The organism is Mammaliicoccus sp. RAM2 (assembly GCF_045897195.1).
GTDB lineage: Bacteria > Bacillota > Bacilli > Staphylococcales > Staphylococcaceae > Mammaliicoccus > Mammaliicoccus sciuri.
The window spans coordinates 292,101-317,158 of sequence record NZ_JBJNWI010000003.1; the positions used below are offsets into that span (position 1 = coordinate 292,101).

General features: G+C 32.6%; 22 protein-coding genes, 2 pseudogenes and 1 riboswitch. Of the genes and pseudogenes, 14 read left to right on the forward strand and 10 right to left on the reverse strand.

All coding sequences use genetic code 11. The features are described 5' to 3' along the window. Window positions 1–68 precede the first annotated feature (68 nt). A pseudogene (locus tag ACJTHF_RS06500) lies at window positions 69–1,455 on the forward strand (PTS fructose transporter subunit IIC); the annotation flags it as partial. Between the two features lie 140 nt (window positions 1,456–1,595). Further along, a pseudogene (locus ACJTHF_RS06505) lies at window positions 1,596–2,030 on the forward strand (PTS sugar transporter subunit IIA); the annotation flags it as partial. A gap of 51 nt (window positions 2,031–2,081) precedes the next feature. Here ACJTHF_RS06505 and ACJTHF_RS06510 read toward each other — a convergent pair. Continuing rightward, window positions 2,082–3,230, reverse strand: a complete 1,149-nt coding sequence (locus tag ACJTHF_RS06510; protein WP_078355294.1) for an NAD(P)-binding domain-containing protein — start codon at window positions 3,228–3,230, stop codon at window positions 2,082–2,084. 131 nt (window positions 3,231–3,361) lie between these two features. Continuing rightward, a riboswitch (TPP riboswitch) is annotated at window positions 3,362–3,462 on the forward strand. A 109-nt stretch (window positions 3,463–3,571) separates the two neighbouring features. On the opposite strand from ACJTHF_RS06510, the gene ACJTHF_RS06515 reads away from it, so the two are divergent. Together ACJTHF_RS06515 and ACJTHF_RS06520 are read left to right on the forward strand one after the other, a co-directional pair. Continuing rightward, complete coding sequence (locus tag ACJTHF_RS06515; protein ID WP_058592102.1) at window positions 3,572–4,324, forward strand: 3-oxoacyl-ACP reductase; 753 nt, start codon at window positions 3,572–3,574, stop codon at window positions 4,322–4,324. A gap of 30 nt (window positions 4,325–4,354) precedes the next feature. Continuing rightward, window positions 4,355–5,662 (forward strand): NtaA/DmoA family FMN-dependent monooxygenase, encoded by a 1,308-nt coding sequence (locus ACJTHF_RS06520; protein ID WP_084756064.1) that lies wholly within the window; start codon window positions 4,355–4,357, stop codon window positions 5,660–5,662. Here the strand turns inward: ACJTHF_RS06520 and ACJTHF_RS06525 are convergent. Continuing rightward, window positions 5,659–6,582 carry an AEC family transporter gene (locus ACJTHF_RS06525; protein ID WP_232156923.1) on the reverse strand — a complete coding sequence of 308 codons (924 nt, stop codon included), beginning with the start codon at window positions 6,580–6,582 and terminating at the stop codon, window positions 5,659–5,661. The two genes, ACJTHF_RS06520 and ACJTHF_RS06525, sit on opposite strands and share 4 nt — an antisense overlap. A 103-nt stretch (window positions 6,583–6,685) precedes the next feature. Continuing rightward, window positions 6,686–7,417, reverse strand: a complete 732-nt coding sequence (locus ACJTHF_RS06530) for a type II CAAX prenyl endopeptidase Rce1 family protein (protein WP_232156932.1) — start codon at window positions 7,415–7,417, stop codon at window positions 6,686–6,688. A 528-nt stretch (window positions 7,418–7,945) separates the two neighbouring features. On the opposite strand from ACJTHF_RS06530, the gene ACJTHF_RS06535 reads away from it, so the two are divergent. Further along, window positions 7,946–9,190 (forward strand): Glu/Leu/Phe/Val family dehydrogenase, encoded by a 1,245-nt coding sequence (locus tag ACJTHF_RS06535; protein WP_088592106.1) that lies wholly within the window; start codon window positions 7,946–7,948, stop codon window positions 9,188–9,190. Window positions 9,191–9,418: 228 nt separating this feature from the next. On the opposite strand, the gene ACJTHF_RS06540 is transcribed toward ACJTHF_RS06535, so the two are convergent. Beyond that, window positions 9,419–10,330: an osmoprotectant ABC transporter substrate-binding protein gene (locus ACJTHF_RS06540; RefSeq protein ID WP_058591896.1), complete on the reverse strand. Its 912-nt coding sequence runs from the start codon at window positions 10,328–10,330 to the stop codon at window positions 9,419–9,421. A gap of 201 nt (window positions 10,331–10,531) precedes the next feature. Between ACJTHF_RS06540 and fni the strand changes: the two genes are divergently transcribed. The 5 genes from fni to ACJTHF_RS06565 all read left to right on the forward strand — a co-directional run bounded on the left by fni (window position 10,532) and on the right by ACJTHF_RS06565 (window position 15,872). Beyond that, entirely contained in the window at window positions 10,532–11,578 is a 1,047-nt protein-coding gene (fni, locus tag ACJTHF_RS06545; RefSeq protein ID WP_232156934.1) for a type 2 isopentenyl-diphosphate Delta-isomerase, read from the forward strand. Window positions 11,579–11,778: 200 nt separating this feature from the next. Then, a complete protein-coding gene (locus tag ACJTHF_RS06550; protein WP_058591898.1) occupies window positions 11,779–12,753 on the forward strand; it encodes an SMP-30/gluconolactonase/LRE family protein in 975 nt (324 codons plus the stop codon). A gap of 117 nt (window positions 12,754–12,870) precedes the next feature. Then, entirely contained in the window at window positions 12,871–13,794 is a 924-nt protein-coding gene (gene mvk / locus ACJTHF_RS06555; protein ID WP_048540479.1) for a mevalonate kinase, read from the forward strand. Between the two features lie 5 nt (window positions 13,795–13,799). Further along, entirely contained in the window at window positions 13,800–14,783 is a 984-nt protein-coding gene (gene mvaD / locus ACJTHF_RS06560) for a diphosphomevalonate decarboxylase (RefSeq protein ID WP_232156936.1), read from the forward strand. Between the two features lie 12 nt (window positions 14,784–14,795). Next, complete coding sequence (locus ACJTHF_RS06565) at window positions 14,796–15,872, forward strand: phosphomevalonate kinase (protein WP_037589206.1); 1,077 nt, start codon at window positions 14,796–14,798, stop codon at window positions 15,870–15,872. A 246-nt stretch (window positions 15,873–16,118) separates the two neighbouring features. Here ACJTHF_RS06565 and ACJTHF_RS06570 read toward each other — a convergent pair whose 3' ends face one another. Together ACJTHF_RS06570 and ACJTHF_RS06575 are read right to left on the reverse strand one after the other, a co-directional pair. Further along, a complete protein-coding gene (locus ACJTHF_RS06570; protein WP_232156938.1) occupies window positions 16,119–16,589 on the reverse strand; it encodes a peptide-methionine (S)-S-oxide reductase in 471 nt (156 codons plus the stop codon). Between the two features lie 25 nt (window positions 16,590–16,614). After that, window positions 16,615–17,439 carry a class I SAM-dependent methyltransferase gene (locus tag ACJTHF_RS06575; protein ID WP_232156940.1) on the reverse strand — a complete coding sequence of 275 codons (825 nt, stop codon included), beginning with the start codon at window positions 17,437–17,439 and terminating at the stop codon, window positions 16,615–16,617. A gap of 147 nt (window positions 17,440–17,586) precedes the next feature. Here ACJTHF_RS06575 and ACJTHF_RS06580 point away from each other — a divergent pair, with 147 nt between their 5' ends. Then, window positions 17,587–18,063 (forward strand): GNAT family N-acetyltransferase, encoded by a 477-nt coding sequence (locus tag ACJTHF_RS06580; RefSeq protein ID WP_107609097.1) that lies wholly within the window; start codon window positions 17,587–17,589, stop codon window positions 18,061–18,063. Window positions 18,064–18,071: 8 nt separating this feature from the next. On the opposite strand, the gene ACJTHF_RS06585 is transcribed toward ACJTHF_RS06580, so the two are convergent. Continuing rightward, entirely contained in the window at window positions 18,072–18,923 is an 852-nt protein-coding gene (locus ACJTHF_RS06585) for an alpha/beta fold hydrolase (protein ID WP_232156942.1), read from the reverse strand. 136 nt (window positions 18,924–19,059) lie between these two features. On the opposite strand from ACJTHF_RS06585, the gene spn reads away from it, so the two are divergent. The 3 genes from spn to ACJTHF_RS06600 all read left to right on the forward strand — a co-directional run bounded on the left by spn (window position 19,060) and on the right by ACJTHF_RS06600 (window position 21,242). After that, window positions 19,060–19,392, forward strand: coding sequence for an SPIN family peroxidase inhibitor (gene spn / locus ACJTHF_RS06590; RefSeq protein ID WP_078355301.1), 333 nt, complete (start codon window positions 19,060–19,062; stop codon window positions 19,390–19,392). A 191-nt stretch (window positions 19,393–19,583) separates the two neighbouring features. Continuing rightward, window positions 19,584–20,060 carry a MarR family winged helix-turn-helix transcriptional regulator gene (locus ACJTHF_RS06595; RefSeq protein WP_208182566.1) on the forward strand — a complete coding sequence of 159 codons (477 nt, stop codon included), beginning with the start codon at window positions 19,584–19,586 and terminating at the stop codon, window positions 20,058–20,060. Window positions 20,061–20,294: 234 nt separating this feature from the next. Continuing rightward, window positions 20,295–21,242: a rhodanese-related sulfurtransferase gene (locus ACJTHF_RS06600; RefSeq protein WP_084756090.1), complete on the forward strand. Its 948-nt coding sequence runs from the start codon at window positions 20,295–20,297 to the stop codon at window positions 21,240–21,242. A 134-nt stretch (window positions 21,243–21,376) separates the two neighbouring features. On the opposite strand, the gene ACJTHF_RS06605 is transcribed toward ACJTHF_RS06600, so the two are convergent. The 3 genes from ACJTHF_RS06605 to ACJTHF_RS06615 all read right to left on the reverse strand — a co-directional run bounded on the left by ACJTHF_RS06605 (window position 21,377) and on the right by ACJTHF_RS06615 (window position 24,973). Continuing rightward, entirely contained in the window at window positions 21,377–22,558 is a 1,182-nt protein-coding gene (locus ACJTHF_RS06605) for a helix-turn-helix domain-containing protein (protein ID WP_058591905.1), read from the reverse strand. Between the two features lie 16 nt (window positions 22,559–22,574). Next, window positions 22,575–23,348, reverse strand: coding sequence for a hypothetical protein (locus ACJTHF_RS06610; RefSeq protein WP_181294792.1), 774 nt, complete (start codon window positions 23,346–23,348; stop codon window positions 22,575–22,577). Between the two features lie 317 nt (window positions 23,349–23,665). Continuing rightward, on the reverse strand, window positions 23,666–24,973 hold the full coding sequence (locus ACJTHF_RS06615) for a CitMHS family transporter (RefSeq protein ID WP_107609099.1): 1,308 nt from the start codon (window positions 24,971–24,973) through the stop codon (window positions 23,666–23,668). Window positions 24,974–25,058 lie beyond the last annotated feature (85 nt).

Genomic DNA, 25,058 nt, shown 5'->3' on the forward strand with positions numbered 1-25,058 from the left:
AACGGCAATTATTCTTTTTTATGTTTTAGTGAATGCGTTTACAATTGAATTAAGAAGGAGCTGACGTTATGAAAATTTTAGCAATTACATCATGTCCAAACGGGATTGCACACACTTATATGGCTCAAGAAAAATTAGAACAAGCCGCAAAAGAGATGGGCATAGATATTAAAGTAGAAACACAAGGTGGTGTCGGTGCAGAAAATGTTCTGACATCAAAAGAAATTAGAGAAGCGGATGGTATTATTATCACTGCTGACAGACAAGTCGATTTATCAAGATTTGACGGGAAACGATTAATTAACGAAAGTGTTAGAGAAGGTATTCACAACCCTAAATTATTAATCCAACGCATCATCGATCAAGATGCACATATTCATCATGAAAAAGGTGGCAACAAACAAACTCATGATGACGAAGAACAAAAAAGTGGTCTACAAATGGTCTACCAACATTTAATGAATGGTGTTTCATTCATGGTGCCATTTATCGTAGTTGGTGGTTTATTAATGGCCATTGCTTTAACTTTAGGTGGAGATACAACACCAGAAGGTCTTAAAATTCCTGATGATTCATTCTGGAAATCTATTGAAAATATTGGTAGTTTAGCATTTAGCTTTATGGTTCCAATCCTAGCTGGTTACATTGCAGTCAGTATTGCTGATAAACCAGGTTTAGTACCAGGTATGATTGGTGGCGCAATTGCTGCTGATGGTAGCTTTTACGGAAGTGAAGCTGGTGCAGGATTCCTAGGTGGTATTGTCGCTGGTTTCTTAGCAGGTTATATTGCTAAATGGATTAAAAACATTAAAATTCCTAAAGCAATGGCACCTATTATGCCAATTATCATTATTCCTATTATTTCTTCAATTATTGTAGGACTTATTTTCATATTTGTTATCGGTGCGCCGATTGCAAGTATTTTTGAAGGTTTAACAACATGGTTAAAAGGTATGCAAGGTACAAATAGCATTATCTTAGCACTTATTATCGGAGCTATGATTGCATTCGATATGGGTGGCCCAGTTAACAAAGTTGCGTTCTTATTCGGATCAGCTTTAATTGCTGAAGGAAACTATGCCGTTATGGGTATGGTTGCAGTAGCTGTATGTACACCACCAATTGGTTTAGGTCTTGCTACTTTTATCAATAAACGTAAATTTAATAAAGGTGAAATTGAAATGGGTAAAGCATCATTTACGATGGGATTATTCGGTATTACTGAAGGTGCTATTCCATTTGCCGCACAAGACCCATTACGTATTATTCCTGCAAATATGATTGGTGCAATGGTCGCAGCAGCCATCGCAGCTATAGGTGGCGTTGGAGATAGAGTTGCACATGGTGGTCCAATTGTAGCCGTACTTGGTGGTATCGATAAAATACTATGGTTCTTTATTGCTGTCATTATCGGAAGTAGTGTTACAATGCTTGTTACACTTTTATTGAAGAAAAAAGAAGCAACAGTTGCATCACCTGAAATGGAATCATCTAATAGTGGTATGACAACATCATTTATGGGATTAGATGAAGATGATAACGATCAAAAAGAAATATCCACTTCAAATGATGAAACTAAACCAGATTCAGAACAAGTCTTTCATGAAAAAGTCATTATGATAGAAGATGCTGAAATGTCACGAGATGATGCAATAGATAAACTGATTCACAATTTAAAATATCACAACTTTATAGACGATGAAGAAATGTTAAAAGAAGCTGTATTGAAACGCGAATCAGAATCAACAACAGCAATCGGTATGAATGTAGCCATCCCGCATGCTAAATCAAATGTTGTCAAACAGCCTGTCGTAGCTGTTCTGAAAAACAAACATGGTGTTGAATGGGAAAGTTTAGATGAAACACAACCTAAAATCATCTTCTTAATTGCTGTACCAAATGATAGTAGTGATACACACTTGAAGTTATTACAAAGACTGTCACGTACACTTATGGATGATGAAACAAGAGAAAAATTAATCAACGCTGAAAGCACAGAAGCTATTTATCATATTTTGAAAGAAATTTAATTTAAAAAGCCTGGAACGAATTTGTTCCAGGCTTTTCTATGTCTTATAAATCTAACTGCATTGCTCTATTTCGTGATACTTTTCACCTATCTTACGTGCTGCTTCTCTTCCACCCATAATATTTCTAGCGAAAGGTCCCAATTCTAAATCAGCTAATCCACCTGATACGAATAAATTCGGCAGCCATTCCAAATGTTTGCTAATTTCAGGATAACCACATTTATTGAGTGGTGCTTCATACTCATGAATTAAACGATTTAATATCGGTTGTGTTAATAAAGTATTATCAAATCCTGTTGCCAACAATATATGATCATAATCAATATGTTTCCCATCTACTGTTATGATTTGATGATTGTTAATATAGTCTAGTTCATTGAGATGTATCGTTAGTCTGCCCTTTTTCACATATTTCTTTAATCTAATGAACAACTCCTGAGGCATAGAACCTTTATGACGTTCTTTTAAAACAATATCCATCTTTTCTTCTGGATCTATCACTTTTGAAAAGCTTGCCATATTTTTAGGTCCTAACCATCCTGGATCAGCATCAAAATCATGAATTTCTAACGGCTTATTCGTCCATAAATGTACATGTTTTTCATCATCATGATAAATTAATTTTAAAGCTAAATGTGCAGCTGATATCCCACTTCCAACAACATGAGAACTTTCATTAAATTGAATATTTGCATCTTCAAAAATATGTTGTACATCTGGTGCATGCTCATATATTTCTGGAACCTTTGGCTTATGATTACAACCTGATGCGATGATGACATTCTGTGTATATATCATCTCCCCTGATTCCAATACGATACACCAATTATCTCGATATTTCTTTATATCTATTGCAGTATCTTTAACATGACATTCATGTAATCGGTAATATTCAACTTGTTCCGCTGTATGGTCCATAAACATATCTCTTTTCGGCCTTTTATACTTACCATAAATACCACCTGCATAATCCATTTTCTTAAAATATTGTTTTAAATGAAAAGGATTTGGGTGAACATGGTGTACGATTGGAGACCTTAAATAAGGCATACTAATATTCTGTGTTCGATGGTCAAATTGATGACAGAACACATCGTGCGGGTCAATAATTGTTAAGTCTTTATTTTTTAATCCTTTAACTTTTAATTCTAATGCTATCGTTATAGCGTGGATGCCACCACCTACTATCGTCCACTTCATCTTATCACCTTCATTTTATAAATCGTAATCAATACGTTTTATATCATAACCGATTTTACCTATCATTTGCAACTGACATTTAAACAAACTTGACATCGATTATTAAAAACTATACATTGATAGTAATTAAATAGATGCACTAGGGGTGTTTTTTAACTGAGATGAGGATGAACTCGAACCCTTTGAACCTGAACTAGATCGTACTAGCGTAGGAAAGTGTTTGTGAAATGAATTTATAGGGATGACTATGCCCTTTTTATAAATATCTTTGTTTTTACACAACTTTCTTACGAGAAGGTTGTGTATTTTTTTATTTAAAATTCTATATGGGAGTGTTACATATGACAAAGACTATATTAGTAACAGGTAGTAGTAGAGGATTAGGCGCAACAATCGCACGTACATTAGCATCTGAAGGACATCAAGTCATCATTAATTATCATAATAGTAAAGCGTTAGCAGAACAGTTAGTTGCTGAAATTGGAGCAGAACAAGCGATTGCTATTCAAGCGGATGTGACGAATCGCGCTGAAGTTGATCAGTTAATTGATGAAGGTACGAAACATTTTGGAAAAATTGATGTCGTCGTCAACAATGCCTTAGTTAACTTTAAATTTGACCCAGTAAAACAAAAAGCATTCGTCGACCTTGCATGGGAAGACTATCAACAACAAATTGATGGCACATTAAAAGCAGCATTTAATATTGTGCAAAGTGTTGCACCTCAATTCATTGAAAGAAAACAAGGTGCGGTTATTAGCATCGGTACGAATTTATTCCAAAATCCTGTCGTACCTTATCACGAATATACAACTGCGAAAGCTGGTTTAATTGGCTTCACGCGTAATATCGCTGCTGAATTAGGTCAACATGGCATTACAGCCAATGTTGTTTCTGGTGGCCTACTCAAAACGACCGATGCCAGCTCTGTGACAACATCTGAAGTGTTTGACTTAATTGCTCAATCAACACCTCTTAAAAAAGTCACTTCACCACAAGATGTCGCAAATATGGTGAGCTTCCTTGCTTCTGATAAAGCAAGTGGTATAACTGGACAAAATTATACTGTAGATGGCGGCTTAACAATGAACTAGAATTCCAAAAGAGAGATAAGGAGAATAGAAATGCGTAATTTAAGAAGCGATCAACTCAATATTGGTGTCTTATTATATGGATGTGGCCATCATCAAGCAGCATGGCTTATGGAAGACTCCTCTATTGAACAGATTGGTGATATCTCTTATTATCAATCATTAGCACAACTATCAGAAAGAGGTTTATTAGATGCTGTGTTCTTTGCAGATAATCAATCATTCCCAGCAAAATCAGATAGTGAATTACCAGCATTCTGGTTGGATCCAATTGTGAACTTGACTGCTATATCACAAGTTACAAAACATATTGGTTTAGTTTCAACAATATCAAGTTCATTTTCAAACCCTTATACTGCGGCTAGACAAATTTTAACCCTCGATCATGCAACGAATGGTCGTGTCGGTTGGAACTTAGTAACATCCATGACAGATATAGAAGCCCAAAATCATAGTATGAAAGCTTTACCTCAACATGATGATAGATATCATAAAGCACAAGAATTTGCTGAGTTGATGGACAAATTATTTACATCTTGGCATAAAGAAGACTTCGTTCATGACCGTCATAACAATAAAGTGATTAACCATGAGCATGTGCATGCTTTTCATCATTCTGGCAATTATTTCCAAGTAAATGGACCGTTATCCACACCGAGTAGCCCACAAGGCAAACCGGTCGCTATGCAAGCTGGTGCATCCAAACAAGGTATTGCATTAGCCGTCAAACATGCTGATGCTGTTTATTCAGTATCATGGAATTTGAAACAAGCGAAAGCTTATAGAAATAAATTAAATAAGGCCATTAGCGAAAGCGATACACCCGAGAAATATATTAAAGTCTTTCCAGGATTGGTTACTTATGTTGGAGAAACACGTGAAGAAGCACTACTTAAAAAAGAAAAATTAGATAAAGCTTTACCAATTGAAAATGCCATCAAACAATTAAGTACATTTGTTAGGCAAGATTGTTCGAAATGGTCATTGGATGAACCTGTCCCAGAATTGCCACCTGTAGATGCATTCGATGGTCCAGTAGGCAGATATGAAACGATTTTAGAAATTATAGAAGATACCAAACCTACAGTGAGAGAATTATTAGGTTATCTCAATGCAGGTGGTGGGCATCTCACATTAATAGGTACATCTGAAGAAATAGTAGATGAAATGGAACTTTGGTTTAAGTCTGGTGTTGCTGATGGTTTTAATCTAATGCCACCTACTTTACCACATAGTCTCGAAGATTTTGTAACATATATTGTTCCAGAATTACAACGACGCGGACTCTATAGAGAAGCATATTCAAGTCAGACATTTAAAGAACTTTTAAATGTAAATTAAAAAATTAAATAAGATAAATAAATGACAATAACAACAGAAATAGAACTAAACAACGTCGACATGAAGACTAATTCTGCAGCTAAAGCAGGATAATTATCATATTCTTGTGCAATAACTGAGCTGTTCACGGATGTCGGCATCGCTGAAGCAATAAATAATGTTTGAGCGATAATGCCGTCTAAAACCATGCATTTTATAATGACAAATGCGATAGCTGGTCCAACTACTAATCTTATAAAGATATAAATATAAGAAGATGACCATTTAAAATTAAGTTTAATATTAGCAATTTGTGCACCGAGAAGAATTAAAGCAATCGCAATCATAGCATCAGACAAATAACTGACAGTCGTCCACATGAATTCAGGAATTGGAATATGATTATAGTTTAAAATAATAGCAAGAACGAGTGCATAAATAATGGGCATCTTAAAGTAATTGAGTAATGCTTTAAGTTTACCTAATTGAACGGATTGAATTGCGAAGACACCATAAGTAAACGTGAAGACATTTTGTAGCGTTAATACAATAACTTGTGCAGACATTGCAAGTGGATCACTTTTAAATACAATATCATTTAACGGCGCACCGTAGTTACCAGAGTTAAAGAAGAGCACACTATTTGTTAAAGTCGTCTCTTTACCCTTATCTAAATTTTGCATTTTGGCGATAGCAAATGCGACGATATATAATGCAATTATGTATATAACGAAGAATACGATGATTAATAATAATAAATTTACTGCTAACTCAGCTTTGTAAAACTTCGCAAAAATAAATCCAGGCACAAACACATTGATATTTAATTTTGCGAGCGTACGTAAATCAAGTTTCACACGCTTTTGAAGAACATAACCTAACGCTGTCATTAGAAAAATCGGTACAACAACCGTTAGTAAAATATTGAGCATTTCAGACAAAAAGACACCCCCACGATGTATAAGATAAGTTTTTGATAGTAATATCATAACATTCTTAGATAATTGTTGGGGGCGTCTTTTTAGTATTGCAAATAATCGTGTGCTATATGTGAGAAAATACCAAAAAAATTTGTACCGTAATATGGGTTGAGATATGGGAAAGCATGGCGTTTTCTAGAGAGTGTTTATAATACATGAGTCCATATATGGTACCCGCAAATGTATTTAATACCATAATTTTCAAAATTTCTATAACAACATCTTTTTCTATTGTATTAACCAATGTAGGTATATGACCAGCTGCAAATATTAATGATGAAATACAAATCGAAAGAATATACACATACTTAGATTTACTTTTTGTAAGTTTTATCAATAGAAAAACTATAATATTCATAGAGCCAAATCTGATGATAATTTCTTCAATAACTCCACCATAACTAATACCACCTAACAATTGTATAGTTGAAGCTTTTTCATTAAATTCATTATTTCCGATAATAGCAAATAATAAATCTCCAAAAAAAAGTACTACACCAACTATCGCACCACTCATTATGCTCTTCAAGATTGTACTTTTAAAATCACTTTTATGATATAAAATTGACTTTAATCCGGTCTTATATTGCAAAAAATGACCAATCGTCAAACATATTAGACTTAAAACCAATGGATTAATCATTGATAATAATGTTAATTGAAAACTTGTAAAATCAGAACGAATATCAAGTAATTCCACTTGTTGTGCAACCAATTGATTGAACATGGGTATACTTAATAATAAACAAAACAAAATTACTAATAGATAAATAAAATAAGCTTTACCTTTACTCATAACAAACAACCCCTATGTAGATTATGAGTACACTATAGAATATGACGTTACGTAACAATCAAGCATAAAATAGAAAATACTATATTAGAACTTTAACTCACATCTTTTACAATATCGTGAGTTTACTGCCTCTTTAACTCACATCTCACCCAATATTCTCATTCCACTCATCACTCAATTTATAAAATATACATTATGGCTTCATGAACCTCTTTTTCTACACCTCATCATTTACATAAAAAAGAAGAATCTGGGACAAAAATTCATTTGCCCCAGATTCATTCACACTAGTAAATATAATGGTTTCATTATATTTGTATATGCTCGTAATTGAATTATATCATGCCTTCCAATTACTACCAACTACTTGCACTTATTACATTAAAATGCAGAAAAATTTATTATTATACATAATAGAATTTTTAGTAAATTCAGTTTATTTTATTGAAAACCATTTTCATTTGTATTATGATTTTATTTAATATGTTTTTTTTAGACATTATTTTATCCAACAAAGGAGCGTCAATCATGAGTGAAAATAGCAATCTTGTAACTTCTACACAAAATATAATTGAACAAGCTTTATATAAATTAGGATACGACGAAGGTCTTTTTGAATTGATTAAAGAACCTGCTAGATTTTTAAGAGTTCGTATTCCAGTTAAAATGGATGATGGATCTGTAAAAACTTTTACAGGATATCGATCTCAACATAACAGTTCAGTAGGACCTACTAAAGGTGGCGTCCGCTTCCACCCTGATGTAGATGAAAATGAAGTAAAAGCATTATCTATGTGGATGACTTTAAAATGTGGTCTCGTTAACTTACCTTATGGTGGTGGTAAAGGTGCAATTCAATGTGACCCTCATAGCATGAGTCAAAATGAACTAGAAAGATTGTCACGTGGATATGTTAGAGCAATTGCTCAAATCGTCGGACCAACTAAGGATATTCCTGCACCAGATGTATATACAGATGCTCAAATCATGTCTTGGATGATGGATGAATATAGTATTATGCATAAAGTTAACGCGCCAAATTTCATTACAGGTAAACCCATTTCTTTAGGTGGTTCACTTGGTCGTGAACAAGCAACAGCATTAGGTGCTGTGATTACGATTGAAGAAGCGGCTAAACGTAAGCATATTAATATCGAAGGTTCAAAAGTTGTTATACAAGGGTTTGGTAATGCAGGTAGCTTTATCGCTAAAATCCTACATGATAAAGGTGCAAAAATCGTATGTATCTCAGAAAGTCGTGGTGCTATATATGATCCAGAAGGTTTAGATATTGATCATTTATTAGAGCTTCGTAAAGAACACGGTAGAATCACACCTTTATTTGATAACATTATTCCGAACGAAGATATATTTGGAATTGATTGTGACATTTTAGTACCAGCAGCTTTAGCAAACCAAATCACCGCACAAAATGCAGGAGACATAAAAGCGAGTATAGTAGCAGAAGCGGCTAACGGTCCTACAACACAAGAAGCAACTCGCATACTAACAGAAAATGATGTACTTTTAATTCCAGATGTACTTGCCAGTGCCGGTGGTGTAACTGTTTCATACTTTGAATGGGTACAGAACAATCAAGGACTTTATTGGTCAGAAGAAGAAATAATTCAGTTATTAAGAACTAAAATTGTAGAAGCTTTTGACAAAGTATATGACATTTCACAAAAAAGAAAATTAGACATGAGATTATCAGCTTACGTTGTAGGTGTTAGACGTACAGCAGAAGCAACACGTTTCAGAGGATGGGCTTAATAAATAGAAAATTAAAGAAAATAATCTAAGTCGTGGCTTTACTCGGTACTTAAGCCATGACTTGGACGTTCTCTTGGCTTTATTCATCACTTAAGCCACGACTTCGTCTATCTCTTGGCTTAACGTCCCTATTAAGCCTTGAATCTCCTATTCCCCTTATATTTCATCCTGAATAGGTATCAAAAAAGCAGGAACCGCACTTGTGGTTCCTGCTTTTTACTATATTAACTATTCAAAGTAGCGATGTTCTTTAAGAAATTTTTCTGCGATTATAGCTGGCTCTTCTTTTTGACCGTCTGCTCTATAATTCAATTCTTGCATTTTTTTAGTAGATACTTTCCCAACCAATTTTTCTATAGATTTTTTAGCTGTTGGATTATTTTTTAAATAATCATTTGTTGCTAATGGGCTGGCGTCATAAGGTGGGAAGAAGTGACGATCATCTTCTAGTGTCACCAAATCATACGCAGCAATTCTACCATCTGTTGTATATCCAAGTGCTGCATCGATGCTCTTATTCTTCAATGCATCATATACGAGTCCTATTTGCATTGTTCTAATATCCTTAAATTCAAATCCGTATGCTTTTGAAAAAGCTGGATAGCCGTCCCCTTTTCTCTTAATCCATGTAGGATCACTTGCTACTCTTAGTTCATCTTTATGTTTAGCTAGATCCGAAACTTTTTTTAAATTGTACTTTTTAGCTGTTTCTTTAGTGACTGTAAATGCAAAGGTATTTTCAAATCCATATGAGTCAAAAAATGTTTGATCAAATTTCTTTTGGAAACCTGTTTTGACAGCTTTCTCAGCTTTTTTAGTATTTGTAATGGGTTCAGAGTTTAAAGCACCTACTAAATCAGTACCTGTATATCTTGTAGCAGATATTTGCGCATTATCATTTAATATCGCGTTATGTTCAATTACCGCAGAACCAAGATTATTTACAATTATCGGTTTTACTTGCCCTTTTGTATCATGCTCGATTTGCAAGCGAATCATATGCGCCATGATTTGAGACTCGCTTGTAGCAAGCGCCGTAATTTTCACTGTATCAGAAGATGCGCCACCTAAGCCTGGTAAAGTACAACCGCTTAATAATAATGTACAAATTAAAATTAAAGTAAGTTTTTTAAATTTAATAACGATTCTCCTCCATTTTATGTATATTTGTATAGTATTAATATTAGCATAAATTGTTTGATTGATTTTTCAGGTATTGGGAAAAAGATTTTGAAGCGGATTGTATAACAATGTTTAGTTTATATTCAATTATACAACTGCTATAATGTGTATTAAGATAAAATATATCATTAAACATAAAGACGCACGGAGGATAAATGAATGGACGACTCATTAAGAAGCAAAAGGAAGAATGAACATATTCAGCTGGCATTAGATACGTATTCACCAGTTAGTACTGATTTTGATAAAGTACAGCTTATACATCAATCCATTCCTTCTATTAATAAAAATCAAATTGATTTATCAGTAAAGTTTCCGCATTTCACTTTTAAATACCCTATTTATATCAATGCGATGACGGGTGGAAGTGAAAGAGCAGCAACTATTAACAAAGAGTTAGCTCAAATAGCTAAAGCTTGTAACATACCTATGGCAGTTGGATCTACACATTCAGCACTAAAAGACCCTAACGCTGAATCAAGTTTCACAGTAGTACGTGACGAAAATCCTGAAGGTCTAATATTTAGTAATGTTGGAGCAGATATTGAATATGCAAAAGCTAAGAAATCAATAGAACTTTTAAATGCTGATGCCTTACAAATTCACGTCAATGCACCTCAAGAACTTATAATGCCTGAAGGTGATACTGAATTTGAAAATTGGTTAACGAACATTCAAGAAATTCAAGATAATATTGATATACCAGTGATCATCAAAGAAGTTGGTTTCGGTATGAGTTCTGAAACGATTCAAAAAGTTAAAGATATTGGCATTCAATATGTAGATGTCAGTGGTAGAGGCGGTACGAATTTTGCGGACATTGAAAATCAAAGAAGACCATTAAAAGATATGGCATTCTTAAATCAATGGGGACAAAGTACTGTTCAAAGCTTATTAGAAGCACAATTATTAAATGCAGATATTCACATATTAGCTAGTGGTGGCGTTAAAAACCCACTCGATGCCATTAAGTCTCTTGTACTAGGCGCAGAAGCTGTTGGCTTATCTGGATATGTTCTCAAATATTTAGATGCTTATGGCGTAGAAGATACAATTGAACATATGAAACAATTTATAGAACAAATGCATGTCATTGCTAATTTATTGAATGCATCAAACGTATCTGATTTAAAATCAGTCAGCTATGTATTGTCTCCAGAATTACAGACATATCTAGAACAACGCGCGAAATCAATTAAAGCTTAATCATAAAAAACAGCTTTTCTTCTTGTCGAAAAGCTGTTTTTTATATGACTATAATATCTCAAACATCATTCATATTTTTCGCAATTTAATATTCATTTTCATTGTAAGTTAAAAGTGATAATATTAAACATATATATTAAACATATCTTTAAAGTACATGTGTACTTTTCTATATTGTACAACTTAAAGGAGAGATTATCATGTCTGATCAACATATACCATCTTTATATTATACGGAAGCTTCAAAAAGTGCTGTACCGCTACTTGCGCATGAACAGCACTTGCAAACTGTAACAGCTGAACCTTGGATCAAAATTTCTGATGAAGGTCTTCAATTAGAAGGTTTATGCTTTGATAGAAATCATAATCTTTTCTTATGTGAAGTATTTGGCGGAACTATTTTCCGCATAGATTTACCTGAGAAAAAAGTTAATACAGTATTTAAATCTGAGAAAACTAACCCGGCTTCTGTTAAAATACATAAAGACGGACGATTATATATGTCTTATTTAGGTGACTTTAAAAGTTCTGGTGGTATTTTTGCTACTGATGCAGACGGCAGAAATCCACAAAGTATCGTTTCTGATATCGATACAGAATATTGCGTTGATGATTTAGTATTCGATAGTAAAGGTGGATTCTACTTTACTGATTTTAGAGGATATTCTACAAATCCACTTGGTGGCGTATATTATGTCTCACCTGATCATCAAACGATTACACCTATTATTCAAAATATCGCAGTAGCAAATGGTATTGCATTAAGTACTGATGAACGTGTACTATGGGTGACTGAAACAAATGCGAATAGATTACATCGTATTTCATTGGAAGAAGATGGTGTAACAATCGAACCTTTTGGTGCATCTATTCCATATCATTTTACAGGTCATGAAGGTCCAGATTCTTGTTGTATTGATAGTGACGATAATCTGTATGTTGCTATGTATGGTCAAGGTAGAGTACTTGTCTTTAACAAAAGTGGTTACCCTATCGGTCAAATATTAATGCCAGGTCGTGACCAAGGGCATATGTTAAGATCGACACATCCTGCATTTATACCAGGTACAAATCAATTAATTATTTGCGCCAATGATATAGAACGTGGTGGCGATTCTTGGTTATTTATAGCAAAAGGCTTTGCAAAAGGTCATAATAGCTATCAATTTCATTAAAAATTGTAATTATTGCACATTAATTAGTTAAAGTTTTTGAATATATGGTGACAGAGCTTTATAATAATAAAGTGTTTAACAAAAATAAAATAAGAAATACTAAAGGTGATTGAAAATATGGCACAAATAGGATACGGGGAAGCAAATGGGAAAGTTATTTTAATAGGAGAGCATGCTGTTACTTTTGGGCAACCAGCAATAGCGATTCCATTTACAACAGGTAAAGTGAACGTAACTATCCAGTCACTTAACGCTGGTGATACTTCATATATTAATAGTGATGTATTTGAAGGAACGTTACAAACAGCTCCTGAACATATTAAATCTGTTATCTCAAGATTTATCGATAAACATCATATCAAAGAGCCTATAAATGTTAAATTCGAAACAAATCTCCCCCCTTCAAGAGGATTAGGTTCCAGTGCTGCTATGGCTATCGCCTTTGTAAGAGCAAGTTATGATTATATAGGAGAGCCTCTTTCTGACGAATTATTAATAGAAGAAGCAAATTGGGCAGAACAAATCGCGCATGGCAAACCTAGTGGCATCGATACACAAACGATTGTCTCTAATAAACCAGTATGGTTCCACCAAGGAAAAGTAACTACTTTAAAACCATTATCCATAAACGGCTATATGGTGGTGATAGATACAGGTGTTCAAGGTTCTACTAAACAAGCAGTCGAAGATGTCCACCAATTATGTGATCATAACGAACAATATATGCAGTACATAGAGCATATTGGTACGCTCGTATATGATGCTAATGAAGCAATCGAACATCATGATTTCACACAATTAGCACACGTATTTGAACGTGCACAAGAAAATTTACGCAAGTTAACAGTTAGTCATGACAATATTGAAGCATTACTTGAAATAAGTAAATTACAAGGTGCAACTGCGGGCAAGCTTACAGGCGGCGGCCGTGGTGGCAGTATGATTGTACTCGCTCAAAATCTCGACATTGCTGAAAAAATTGCAACAAGTGCTGAAAAATTCGGTGCTCATCATACTTGGATTGAAAATTTAGGAGGTTAACGAGATTGAATATGAGTGGTAAAGTCCGTGCGCACACAAATATTGCTTTAATTAAATATTGGGGAAAAGCCGATGAATCACTTATCATCCCCATGAATAATAGCTTATCCGTTACGCTTGATAAATTTTATACAGAAACAAAAGTAACATTTAGTCCTGAATACACGAAAGATATACTCGTTCTAAATGGTGAAGAAGTAAACGAAGAACAATCGAAGAAAATTTATCAGTTTATGAATCTTGTAAGAGAACGTAGTCATACTTCACACTATGCTTATATTGAAAGTGTCAATTATGTTCCTACAGCAGCAGGTCTTGCTTCATCATCAAGTGCATTTGCAGCCCTTGCTGGAGCTTGTAACGAAGCACTTAACTTAAATATGTCAGATAAAGATTTATCAAGACTAGCTAGAAGAGGTTCTGGCTCAGCTTCTAGAAGTATTTTTGGTGGATTTGCTGAATGGGATAAAGGTCACGACGACGAAACCTCATATGCACACGCAATCGATGCACAAGGTTGGGAAGAAGATTTATCAATGGTATTTGTTGTCATCAATAACCAATCTAAAAAAGTATCTAGTCGTTCAGGCATGTCACATACAAGAGACACATCTCGTTTCTACCAATATTGGTTAGATCATGTTGATGAAGATATTGCATCAGTTAAAGAAGCGATACGTAACAAAAACTTCAAACATTTAGGTGAAGTCATCGAAGAAAATGGCTTACGCATGCACGCTACTAATTTAGGTGCACAGCCACCTTTCACATACTTAGTACCAGAAAGTTATGAAGTTATGGATATTGTACATCAATGTAGAAAAGCTGGATATCCATGCTATTTCACAATGGATGCAGGTCCAAATGTTAAAATATTAGTCGAAAAGAAAAACCAGCAATTTATAATAGACGCTTTACTTAAATCTTTTAATAAAGAACAAGTTATTGCGAGTGATATTACAAACACAGGAATTGAAATTATTGAGTAAGGAAGAGATATAATGATTCAAGTCAAAGCGCCAGGAAAGCTGTATATTGCTGGAGAATATGCAGTAACAGAGCCCGGATATAAATCTGTCTTAATTGCAGTTGATCGATTTGTGACGGCCACAATTGAAGATACGAATTCTTCATCAGGATTTATCCATTCTAAGACTTTACATCATGAGCCGATTACATTTACAAGAGAACAAGACAAAATCATCATTTCTGATAATGATGCTGCAGATCAGCTTAAATATATTACACAAGCTATAGAAGTCTTTGAACAATTTGCTAAAAGTTCCAATGTCACATTAAGACATTATAACTTAACAATTGATAGTAACCTAGATGATGCATCCGGTCATAAATATGGTTTAGGTTCTAGTGCAGCAGTATTAGTATCTGTTATCAAAGCTCTAAATGAATTCTATAACTTACAATTATCAAATTTATTTATTTATAAATTAGCTGTTATCGCTAATATGAAATTACAAAGTTTAAGTTCTTGCGGTGATATCGCAGTAAGTGTTTATACAGGTTGGTTAGTCTATAGTACTTTTGATCACGTTTGGGTAAAACAACAAATAGAAGAAACATCTGTAATGGACGTACTATATAAAAACTGGCCAGGCTTACACATAGAACCACTTCAAGCACCAGAGCATATGGAAGTATTAATCGGTTGGACAGGCTCACCCGCTTCTTCACATCATTTAGTTAGTGAAGTAAAACGTTTAAAAGCAGACCCAACAATATATACACAATTTTTAGATCAATCACAGAAATATGTTGAACAACTAATTAAAGCATTTAAGACAAATAATATACAAGGTGTTCAAGATACAATTAGAAAGAATCGTACCGTTATACAATATTTAGATTCATTCGCTACAATAGATATCGAAACACCACACCTTAAAAAATTATGCGATATCGGAGAATCATACGGTGGCGCAAGTAAAACATCAGGAGCTGGCGGTGGCGACTGCGGTATCACAATTGTAGAAAACGATAGAAATAAACAAAAAATATACAATGAATGGTCGAGCAATGGCATTAAGCCACTTAACTTTAGTATTTATCACGGACAATAATATAAGTAAAGCTAGGACTTTGAACAAGTCCTAGCTTTTTTGTGGAAAAATATATGGTGAATGTTGCTAGTTAGAGCTATCTTGCAATATTCGGTCGCTCTATGTTGCTAGTCAGAGCTATCTTACAATATTCGACGGTTCTATGTTGCTAGTCAGAGTCGTCTTGATAAATACAAAGCTCCTATTTATCTTGTTTCACCTGTCTTGATAAATACAGTACCTCTGAACACATCTCTCATATTTCTTTTATTTATATTTATTCATCATTTCTTGGGAAATGTGACAATAATCGTCTGGGCATTTTTCTAAACGGTCTTGGTGTTCTTCTGCGCTTCGTACATAATTCTCTAAAGGTTTAACCTCAACTGCAATTCGGTCTGCATCACTTCTATTTGCTATAAATTGGTGTGCTGCTTCTAAATGATACTCTTCTTCACTATAGACACCTGTTCGATATTTTAACCCGACGTCTTCACCTTGTTTGTTCACACTATATGGGTCTATGATTTCAAACAAGTATGTCATCAAATCTTCTACTTGAACGATTGCAGGATCAAATACAGTCTTTACACATTCTGCATAACCATCGTATTCACCTTCAAGTGTACAACTACTTCCATTCGCCCTACCCGCTTCTGTCTCAACTACACCGGGTAACGTCTTTACAAAAGCTTGTACGCCCCATAAACAACCACCCGCTAAATATATCGTTTCCATAGCCAACTCCCACTACACTTTTATATTAAGTGTTTTTGATTAATACAATTTTATTATTAAATCGATTTTTAAGAAAGACTATATACTTAAACCATTTCAAATGTCGCCATCTATGTGAATATCTATCAAAATAATTATATTCTTTAACAACTTTCCAATTTCCTGGCAAAATATTTTTTAGTTCCACCACATTATTATAACCAAACTTAAATAATGGTTTACTAGAAAGCTTAGAGACAGACGGATGATGATTTGTATGTTTAGTCATAAACTTTGAACAAAATTCTGAAGCAATTACTAATTGATGCTTGTCAAATGACCGAGCAATTTCTTTATACAAAGCTTCAATTTCTTCTTTCTCAAAATACATTAACACACCTTCAAATATTATTAAAATTTCACTATCTTCTTTAATATGTACATTACGTTTAACTTCATCAATCCAAGTATAATCAAACATAGACTTATTAATCATTTTATAAAAATATGTTTCATTAAAAAATTGTTTTCTAAGATTTATACTTCCGGGCAGATCAATATCAATCCATGGAATATTGGTCAATTTCAATCGACTGAAACGCGTATCTAACCCACATCCAATATTGATAATAAATGGATGATTAGACTGTTTAATAAAGTTTATAACAATTTCGTCTAAAATTTCTGTCCTAATACTAATACCAAGCTGCGATCGCCAGTCCACATATGTATCAAGTACAAGATTATCTATTTCTTTTATTATTTTAACAGATAACGGATCATTGATTATTGGCATATCACTTAAAGTCTCTCTCGCCTTAGCAGCAAGTGGTATTAACATAGATTCAGGTATTCCTTTTAATTCTGACATACCATAGCCCCCCACTAGAATTTTAAATTTATTATTGCACATTGTTAAAAAATGTCAATTTAAACTTTTTATTCTTTTTAAGGAAGGATATTCAAATTATGATAAAATACAATAAACTAAAATCTAAAAAAAAATTGGAGGACTACTATGAAATTAATTGCATATAACGACAATTATTATGATAAAGTGCAGTCATATCAAATGGATGATTCACAACTTCAGTTTACAAAGTCTCCACAAGAAAATATTGAAGTGGCAGCACAAAATAAAAATAGACATTGCATATTAGGATTAACAGAAGATGATAATCTGGCTGTATTCTTCGTCTTGCATGAACATAGCGAGTTTACAAAGTACTTTTCAACACCTGACGAATCCACAATTTTTGTAAGATCATTATCAACAGATAAACGATACTTAAGACAAGGTTACGCAAAACAAAGCTTACAACAACTCAATCATTACTTATCAGAACATATGCCACATATAAATCACATTGCACTCTTAGTTGATATTCCAAATCGAATTGCATATGAGCTATATATTAAATTAGGCTTTGTAGATACCGGCGTAGAAATAAATAATGATGGTGATTTAACAATATTAATGGAGAAGCATTTATGAGAAGTTGATTAGCAACTTTTTCTACTTGAAGAAACTATATCCTCAACATAATTTATAAATTTTTCTTTTTCTTCAAAGAAAGGATAATGATTACTTTCATTAAATATTTCTAATTTTGCATTAGGCATGTTAAGTGACACTTCTTTACTAAACTCATATGGACATTGTGCATCATAAATTCCACAATATATATAAGCTCGAGTTTCTGTATCTCTTAATTGATTAGTAATATTATAGTAAGGTAGTTCTTCACTAAAATAATTCAGTCTATCTGACAATACTTTTCCACTTTGTTTTATATTAATCATTTCATAGTAAGCATCCTTTTGATGTAAAGACATCATAACCCATTCTTTATTTAATGCTCTTTTTTCTTCAATAGTTAATTCTTGGTTTTCTAGCAACTTGAATATTTCCATCAATCGATTATGACTCGGATTACCTTCATTATATATACTTTTTGCATGATTCATATACTCACCAGAAGCTGCGATTCCACCAGCAATAATTTCCTTTAAAGATTTAGGATATAAAATCGCATAATAGAGTGCTAAAAAACCTCCAGTAGAATGACCTGCCATAGTCCATTTCTTAATACCCAACTTTTCTTTGATACTTTCCAAATCTCGAACAGTATCTTCCATACTATATGTGCACTCTTTTGTACTGCCGTCTGAGCTACCAGCACCTCTAAGGTTAATTATATACACTGTATAATACTTACTTAATAATTGTGAAAAGTAATCACCATTTTCATTAAATTGACTATAATGGTGCGTATATATTAATGGTTCTCCATTGCCCTTTTTAAAGACTTCAAACTTACCCCTTTTAGCATCCACATATAATTTTTCAAACATTTTCTTCTCCCCCTTTAGTTATTTCTCCCCTATTTCTTAACTCATTCTTAACTATTATTAAATAACTTTTAACTGCCTATTTTTTTGGAATTTTTATATTATAATCAACTCATCAAATGATTGGAGATGGTTATATATGAAATTCAAAAAATTAATTCCTGTTACTTTATCTGCTGTTATTTTAGGTTTTGGTGCGATTAGTATTACTGATTCTCATCATGCTGATGCTAGAACGTATTCTCAAAATGGATTAACGCTTCATGATGATACGCGCTTACCTTTCCATACTGATCAAGATTTAGCTACTCTATTAAGTAAAGATACTGATGCATTAACTAAAAAGCAACTTATTGATTATTTTAAATTATTAGGCTTTAAAAATGTAGGACAAGTTATTAAAACTGCTGAAAAGCAAAACATTGATGTTTCTGTTTTTTATAAATATAGAAATCATAAAGGCTGGAAATAGGAAATAAAGAGTTGAATGGCATAATTCATGTCATTCAACTCTTTATGTGAATTTACATATTATGATTCACATACATTTAATTGTGCTTAACAACTAAACTTTTTTATACTATTTAAGAAATTTTACTTTTTTTATAATTGAAAGTTTGGTAAAATCTTAATGCATTAATTAATTTAATGGAGGAATACAATATGGAAAATATAGAGAAAGAAGAGTTATTACAAGATTTTAAAACTAAGCTTTTACGATTGAATACTAATTTTAAATTTCTATGTGGACATGTTGCTAATAGTAATGGTTATTCATTAAATTACCTGAACTTATTGTATTTTATTAGTGAAAATGAAGGTATGACTTTAGCTGGACTTGCCGAATCCTTAGACATGGATAAAGGAAATTTAAGTCGATTATTAAATGAACAAATTAGAGAAGGCTATGTAGAAAAGAAAATGGATTGTCAAGATAATAGAAAAATTCATGTCTTTATAACAGAAGTTGGTAGTGAAAAAATTAAAGAATTAAATAAAATATGTATCACAAATCTAGATCACTTGTTAAAAATATTACCTAATGAAGAATTTACGAACTTCATTTCCACTTTAGATAAATTAGACAATCATTTTAGTAATTATGCAAAAGTAATTAAAGACGGGGAACTCCAAGTTTAACTTCATAAAAAATAGTCAATATTACTCCAATTCGACCTCAAACTCACTTTTAAGAAAGATAAAAACGATTTCATATTATTTTACAAAATCAAACAATTGAAAAATGCAACTTTTTTGATACAATATAATGAGGATAAAAATGTGCATTCATATAAAAATTGTTCCATATCAACTAGATACTTTCAAATTGACATATCATATAAATAAAAAAAGAGAATTAGAGGAGATAAGAAAATGGATTATAGAGTACTATTGTTTTATAAATATACAACAATTACTGACCCCGAAACTTTTGCAGCAGAACATTTAGAATTTTGTAAAGAGCTTGATCTTAAAGGACGTATTTTAGTAGCAACTGAAGGTATCAACGGGACACTTTCAGGTACGAAAGCTGACACGGATAAATACATGGAACAAATGAAAGCAGACGAAAGATTTGAAGGTATTACATTCAAAATCGATGAAGCAGAAGGACATACTTTCAAGAAAATGCACGTGCGTCCAAGACCAGAAATCGTAGCATTAGACTTAGAAGATGATGTAGACCCTAGAGAATTAACTGGTAACTACTTATCACCAAAAGAATTTAAAGAAGCTTTATTAGAAGAAGATACAATCGTAATTGATGCAAGAAATGATTACGAATACGACTTAGGACACTTCCGCGGTGCAATTCGTCCAGATATAACAAGATTCAGAGATTTACCAGACTGGATTAAAGAAAATAAAGAACAATTTATGGATAAGAAAATCGTCACTTATTGTACAGGTGGTATCCGTTGTGAAAAATTCTCAGGCTTCTTATTAAAAGAAGGTTTCGAAGACGTAAGCCAATTAGAAGGCGGAATCGCAACATATGGTAAAGATCCAGAAACTAAAGGTGAATTCTGGGACGGTAAAATGTACGTATTCGATGAAAGAATTAGCGTAGACGTAAACCAAGTTGAAAAAACAGTAGTCGGTAAAGAATGGTTCGACGGCACACCATGTGAAAGATACATTAACTGTAGTAACCCAGAATGTAACCGTCAATTCTTAGTTACAGAAGAGAACGAACACAAATATCTTGGTGCATGCTCCCACGAATGTGCATCACACGAAAGAAACCGTTACGTAAAAGCACACAACATTAGCGAAGAAGAAAAAGCAAACCGCTTAGAAAACTTTAAATCATTAGTATAAAAAATATCACTAAATAACCCCCTTACTACGCAACTAGTAAGGGGGTTTGGTGATGCCTATGGAAATTATGTTATGTATTCATTATATGAAATATTCCATAATTTGTAAATGAGTAGTTTTTTAACTTCTATTTATTATTTAAATAAATGCGAGATGACATTACGTTCTTTATCTGATTCTACGTCCATATATTTATCAATGAGTCGTGTATCTATATTTGCGATTTCATTTAAAAATTTTGGACTTACTTTTAAGTCATTTAATAAAAATTCTGGTGTCATAACCTTCTCTTTAAAGTAAAAATCTAATAAACTATTTATTTTAACTGGTTTTGATAACTTGATTTCCTCATCAAGTGGCTCTTTTCGTCTATAACCCTTTTTATTTACAGATTCCCAAAAATATCTATTTTGAGTTTCAGTCAATAATCCTAAATAATAAGCTCTCAATTCTATAGATTGTATCGAAACAAACCACTTTTCTTTTAATATTTTCATATGATCTGGATTAGATTTTTTAGTAAGCTTATTAAAATCTTCTATAAACTCAGCTTCTGGTAATAAAAACTCAGCTGCAAAAATATTAGCTTCATTTTCTAATTGTTTATACTCCGCTTGTGACAAATTATCAAACTGAATGTGTCTGTGTAAAAGTATATGGCATAGTTCATGCGCTATATCAAAATTCCTTCTTACAGCTATGCCTTTGTTATTACCTAATATAATATATGGTATTTCACGATTTGACCAAAAACTAAATGCATCAGCATCATTATCAATATTTTTTTCAAATATCATGATGCCTGATTTTTCTAAATTAAACAATAAATGATTATTACTACAGTTTCCTAATAATTTTTTCCTACTTATACTTGCACATTTTTTTATAATTTTAATGCGATCTAAATCCTCTAAAGATTCTATCAAGTCATCCAACTCATCAATCAAAGCTTTTATTTCCATTAATGGTGATTTAACATATGCTAGTAAATAATTGGTTAAATTCGACACATAATTAGCCTGATAATGTTGTTTGTTTAATAACTTAGTAGATACCTTATAGCTCACAGCTCTGAACGCGATTGTTTGTTTTTCAACAGATTTTTCCTTAAGTATCTTAGGTTGATCACTTATAAAATAACTTGTTTGCACATTAAATAAGTTTGACAATTCATATATCTTATTAATTTCAGGCATCATATTTTTCACTTCATACTGCCATATAGCTTGCTCACTTACACTAACCTTTTCAGCAAGTTCTTTCCGGCTATATCCATTAAGTGTTCTCACACACTCAAGATTGCTACCTATAAACATTCTTTTCACCTATTCCTTAATCTTTATTAGATTCATCTTCATCTTCTTCTGTAAGACTATATCTAAATTCTTTTTCAATATCTACAATTCCTTCTTCTAACTCTCTATCAGATTTAAGCACTTCTAAATCTTTATAATCAATAAAATATTGTTCCTCATTTTTAATTAAATTCAATAAATAGTCAGTTAAATCCTGAAATAATACTGCAGTATTATCTTCCGGATTTGGGATCCATAATTTCACAGAATTTAACTGTCTCGTTATAACATCAATACCATATGTAACAATAGTAAATATATGACCATCACTATTATCTTCATTTCTAATATCATCAAAAAGTACTCTATCAGCATCAAGTTGATAAGGTTCTTCACTTATTGTTTTAATTTTTTCAAAATTTAATCCATAATTGTCATTCATTAAATCTTTTAAATATTTTTTCTCCTTAGTCTCTTTATCATTTAATGCATTCTTACCATAAGTGACATTCTTCTCATCAAAATACCTTTCATTCTTAAAGATAAAACTCACTTTCCTGTTACCCTGATTCTCAATTGTGTTGAATTTTAAAAATTTCCAAGCTGGCCCAGCATTTTGTTTAATAAATCCACAATATTCATCTATATGTCTATATACTTGATTCTCAATATGATTAGACTTTACGTGAGCATAAGCATCACTAATATACATTTCATTTTCTTTCTCTTTTCTAACCTCAATATAATCCTTATATCCTGCAACAATACCTTTTACAATTGAATCCAATAAATTAGAATTAATAGAAATCATATTATCACCTCTTGAAGTTTAAAATAATTATCTTCAATATACACTATAAAAACTGTAAATTCAAAGATTTTTTTAAAGTTATATAAGGTATTTTATTTTAAAATTAAAGTAATTATGTATTGATTCATGTTATTCTAAACAAACACTATTCGTCATTATCGACTTGGTAATCATTGTAACTTTTGATAACTGCTATATCTTGTATCGTCAACTTTCCCCTGTGTTATCCTATTGGAATACCGATACTTTATTCCACTAAAAAAACTCAGAAATCCTATTTATTAGATTTCTGAGTTTAATATATAATGAATCTTTAATTAAAACGAAATAACGCCTATTATTCCAGCAACAAATATCATAAACACTGAGGAACCTATTGCCCACTTCATAACAACTTTTTGGTTTGTACCATAATCTATGCCTAACATACCGACTAATAAATAACCGGCGGCGTAAAGCGGACTTAATACGTGTAATGGTTGTCCGAGTATCGATGCTCTTGCCATTTCAGCTTTTGCTACACCGAATTGTTGGGCAGACTCTGCTAAGATTGGCAATATACCATAATAAAATGGATCATTGGCCATAAAATATGTGAATGGCATACTTAAGATTGCTGTGATGAGTGCAAAGTGATTCCCCATTGATTCAGGAATAACATTTACTAATGCTTTTGCCATCTCATCTACCATTTCTGTACCATTCATAACCCCTGTGAAAATTCCAGAAGCAAACACTAACCCTACAACTGCTAATACATTGCCTGCATGACGTTTAATCAATTCAGATTGCACTTCAAGGCTTGGATAATTGATTAGTAATGCAATTGCAAAACCAATCATGAATAATACTGGAATTGGTAAGAAACTTGTAATCAATGCGATTAATAATAATATTGTTAAAAGTGCATTAACAATCACAATTTTTGGTCTTAATAATGCTTTTTCATCTTCATCTGTACCATTAGAATTATGCATTTCATCAAGTGTTAAACTTAAATGATTTTTAATACCGACTCTTTTTCTTTCTTTAACACCTAATACATAAGCTGAAAATACGGAAAATAGTATACCAGCTATCATTACTGGAATAATCGGTGTGAATACTTCTTCAGTCGTTAACTGTAGCGAAGAAATCGCTCTAGCAGTTGGTCCACCCCATGGTGTCATATTCATAACGCCAATAGATAGTAATGCTAACGTTGATAATATGTATAAGTTCATGCCCATTTTCTTATATAAAGGAAGCATAGCCGTAACGGTAATTATAAATGTTGTCGTGCCATCTCCATCTAACGCAACTAATGATGCTAAAGCAACTGTTCCAATAGTAATCTTAACTGGATCTCCTTTAACAGCTTTCATAATTGCTTCAATAACAGGATTAAATAATCCTGCGTCAATCATAACCCCAAAGTATAAAATTGCGAATACGAGCATAATACCCGTTGGTGCCACTGTTAATAGTCCATCCACCATATATTCGCCTAATTTTGAATAAAATCCTCCAATCAGTCCGAAAACTGTTGGCACTATAATTAATGCTGCTAAAGCTGACATCTTTTTGCTCATAATGAGAATCATAAAAATGATTACCATTATGAATCCAAGTATTGCCAAATTCATGATGTTGTACCCCCTCTATTGTATTTTATTATTGTAAGCGTTTTTATAAATATTCGCAATAGACTATTTTAAAAATTTTCAGAAT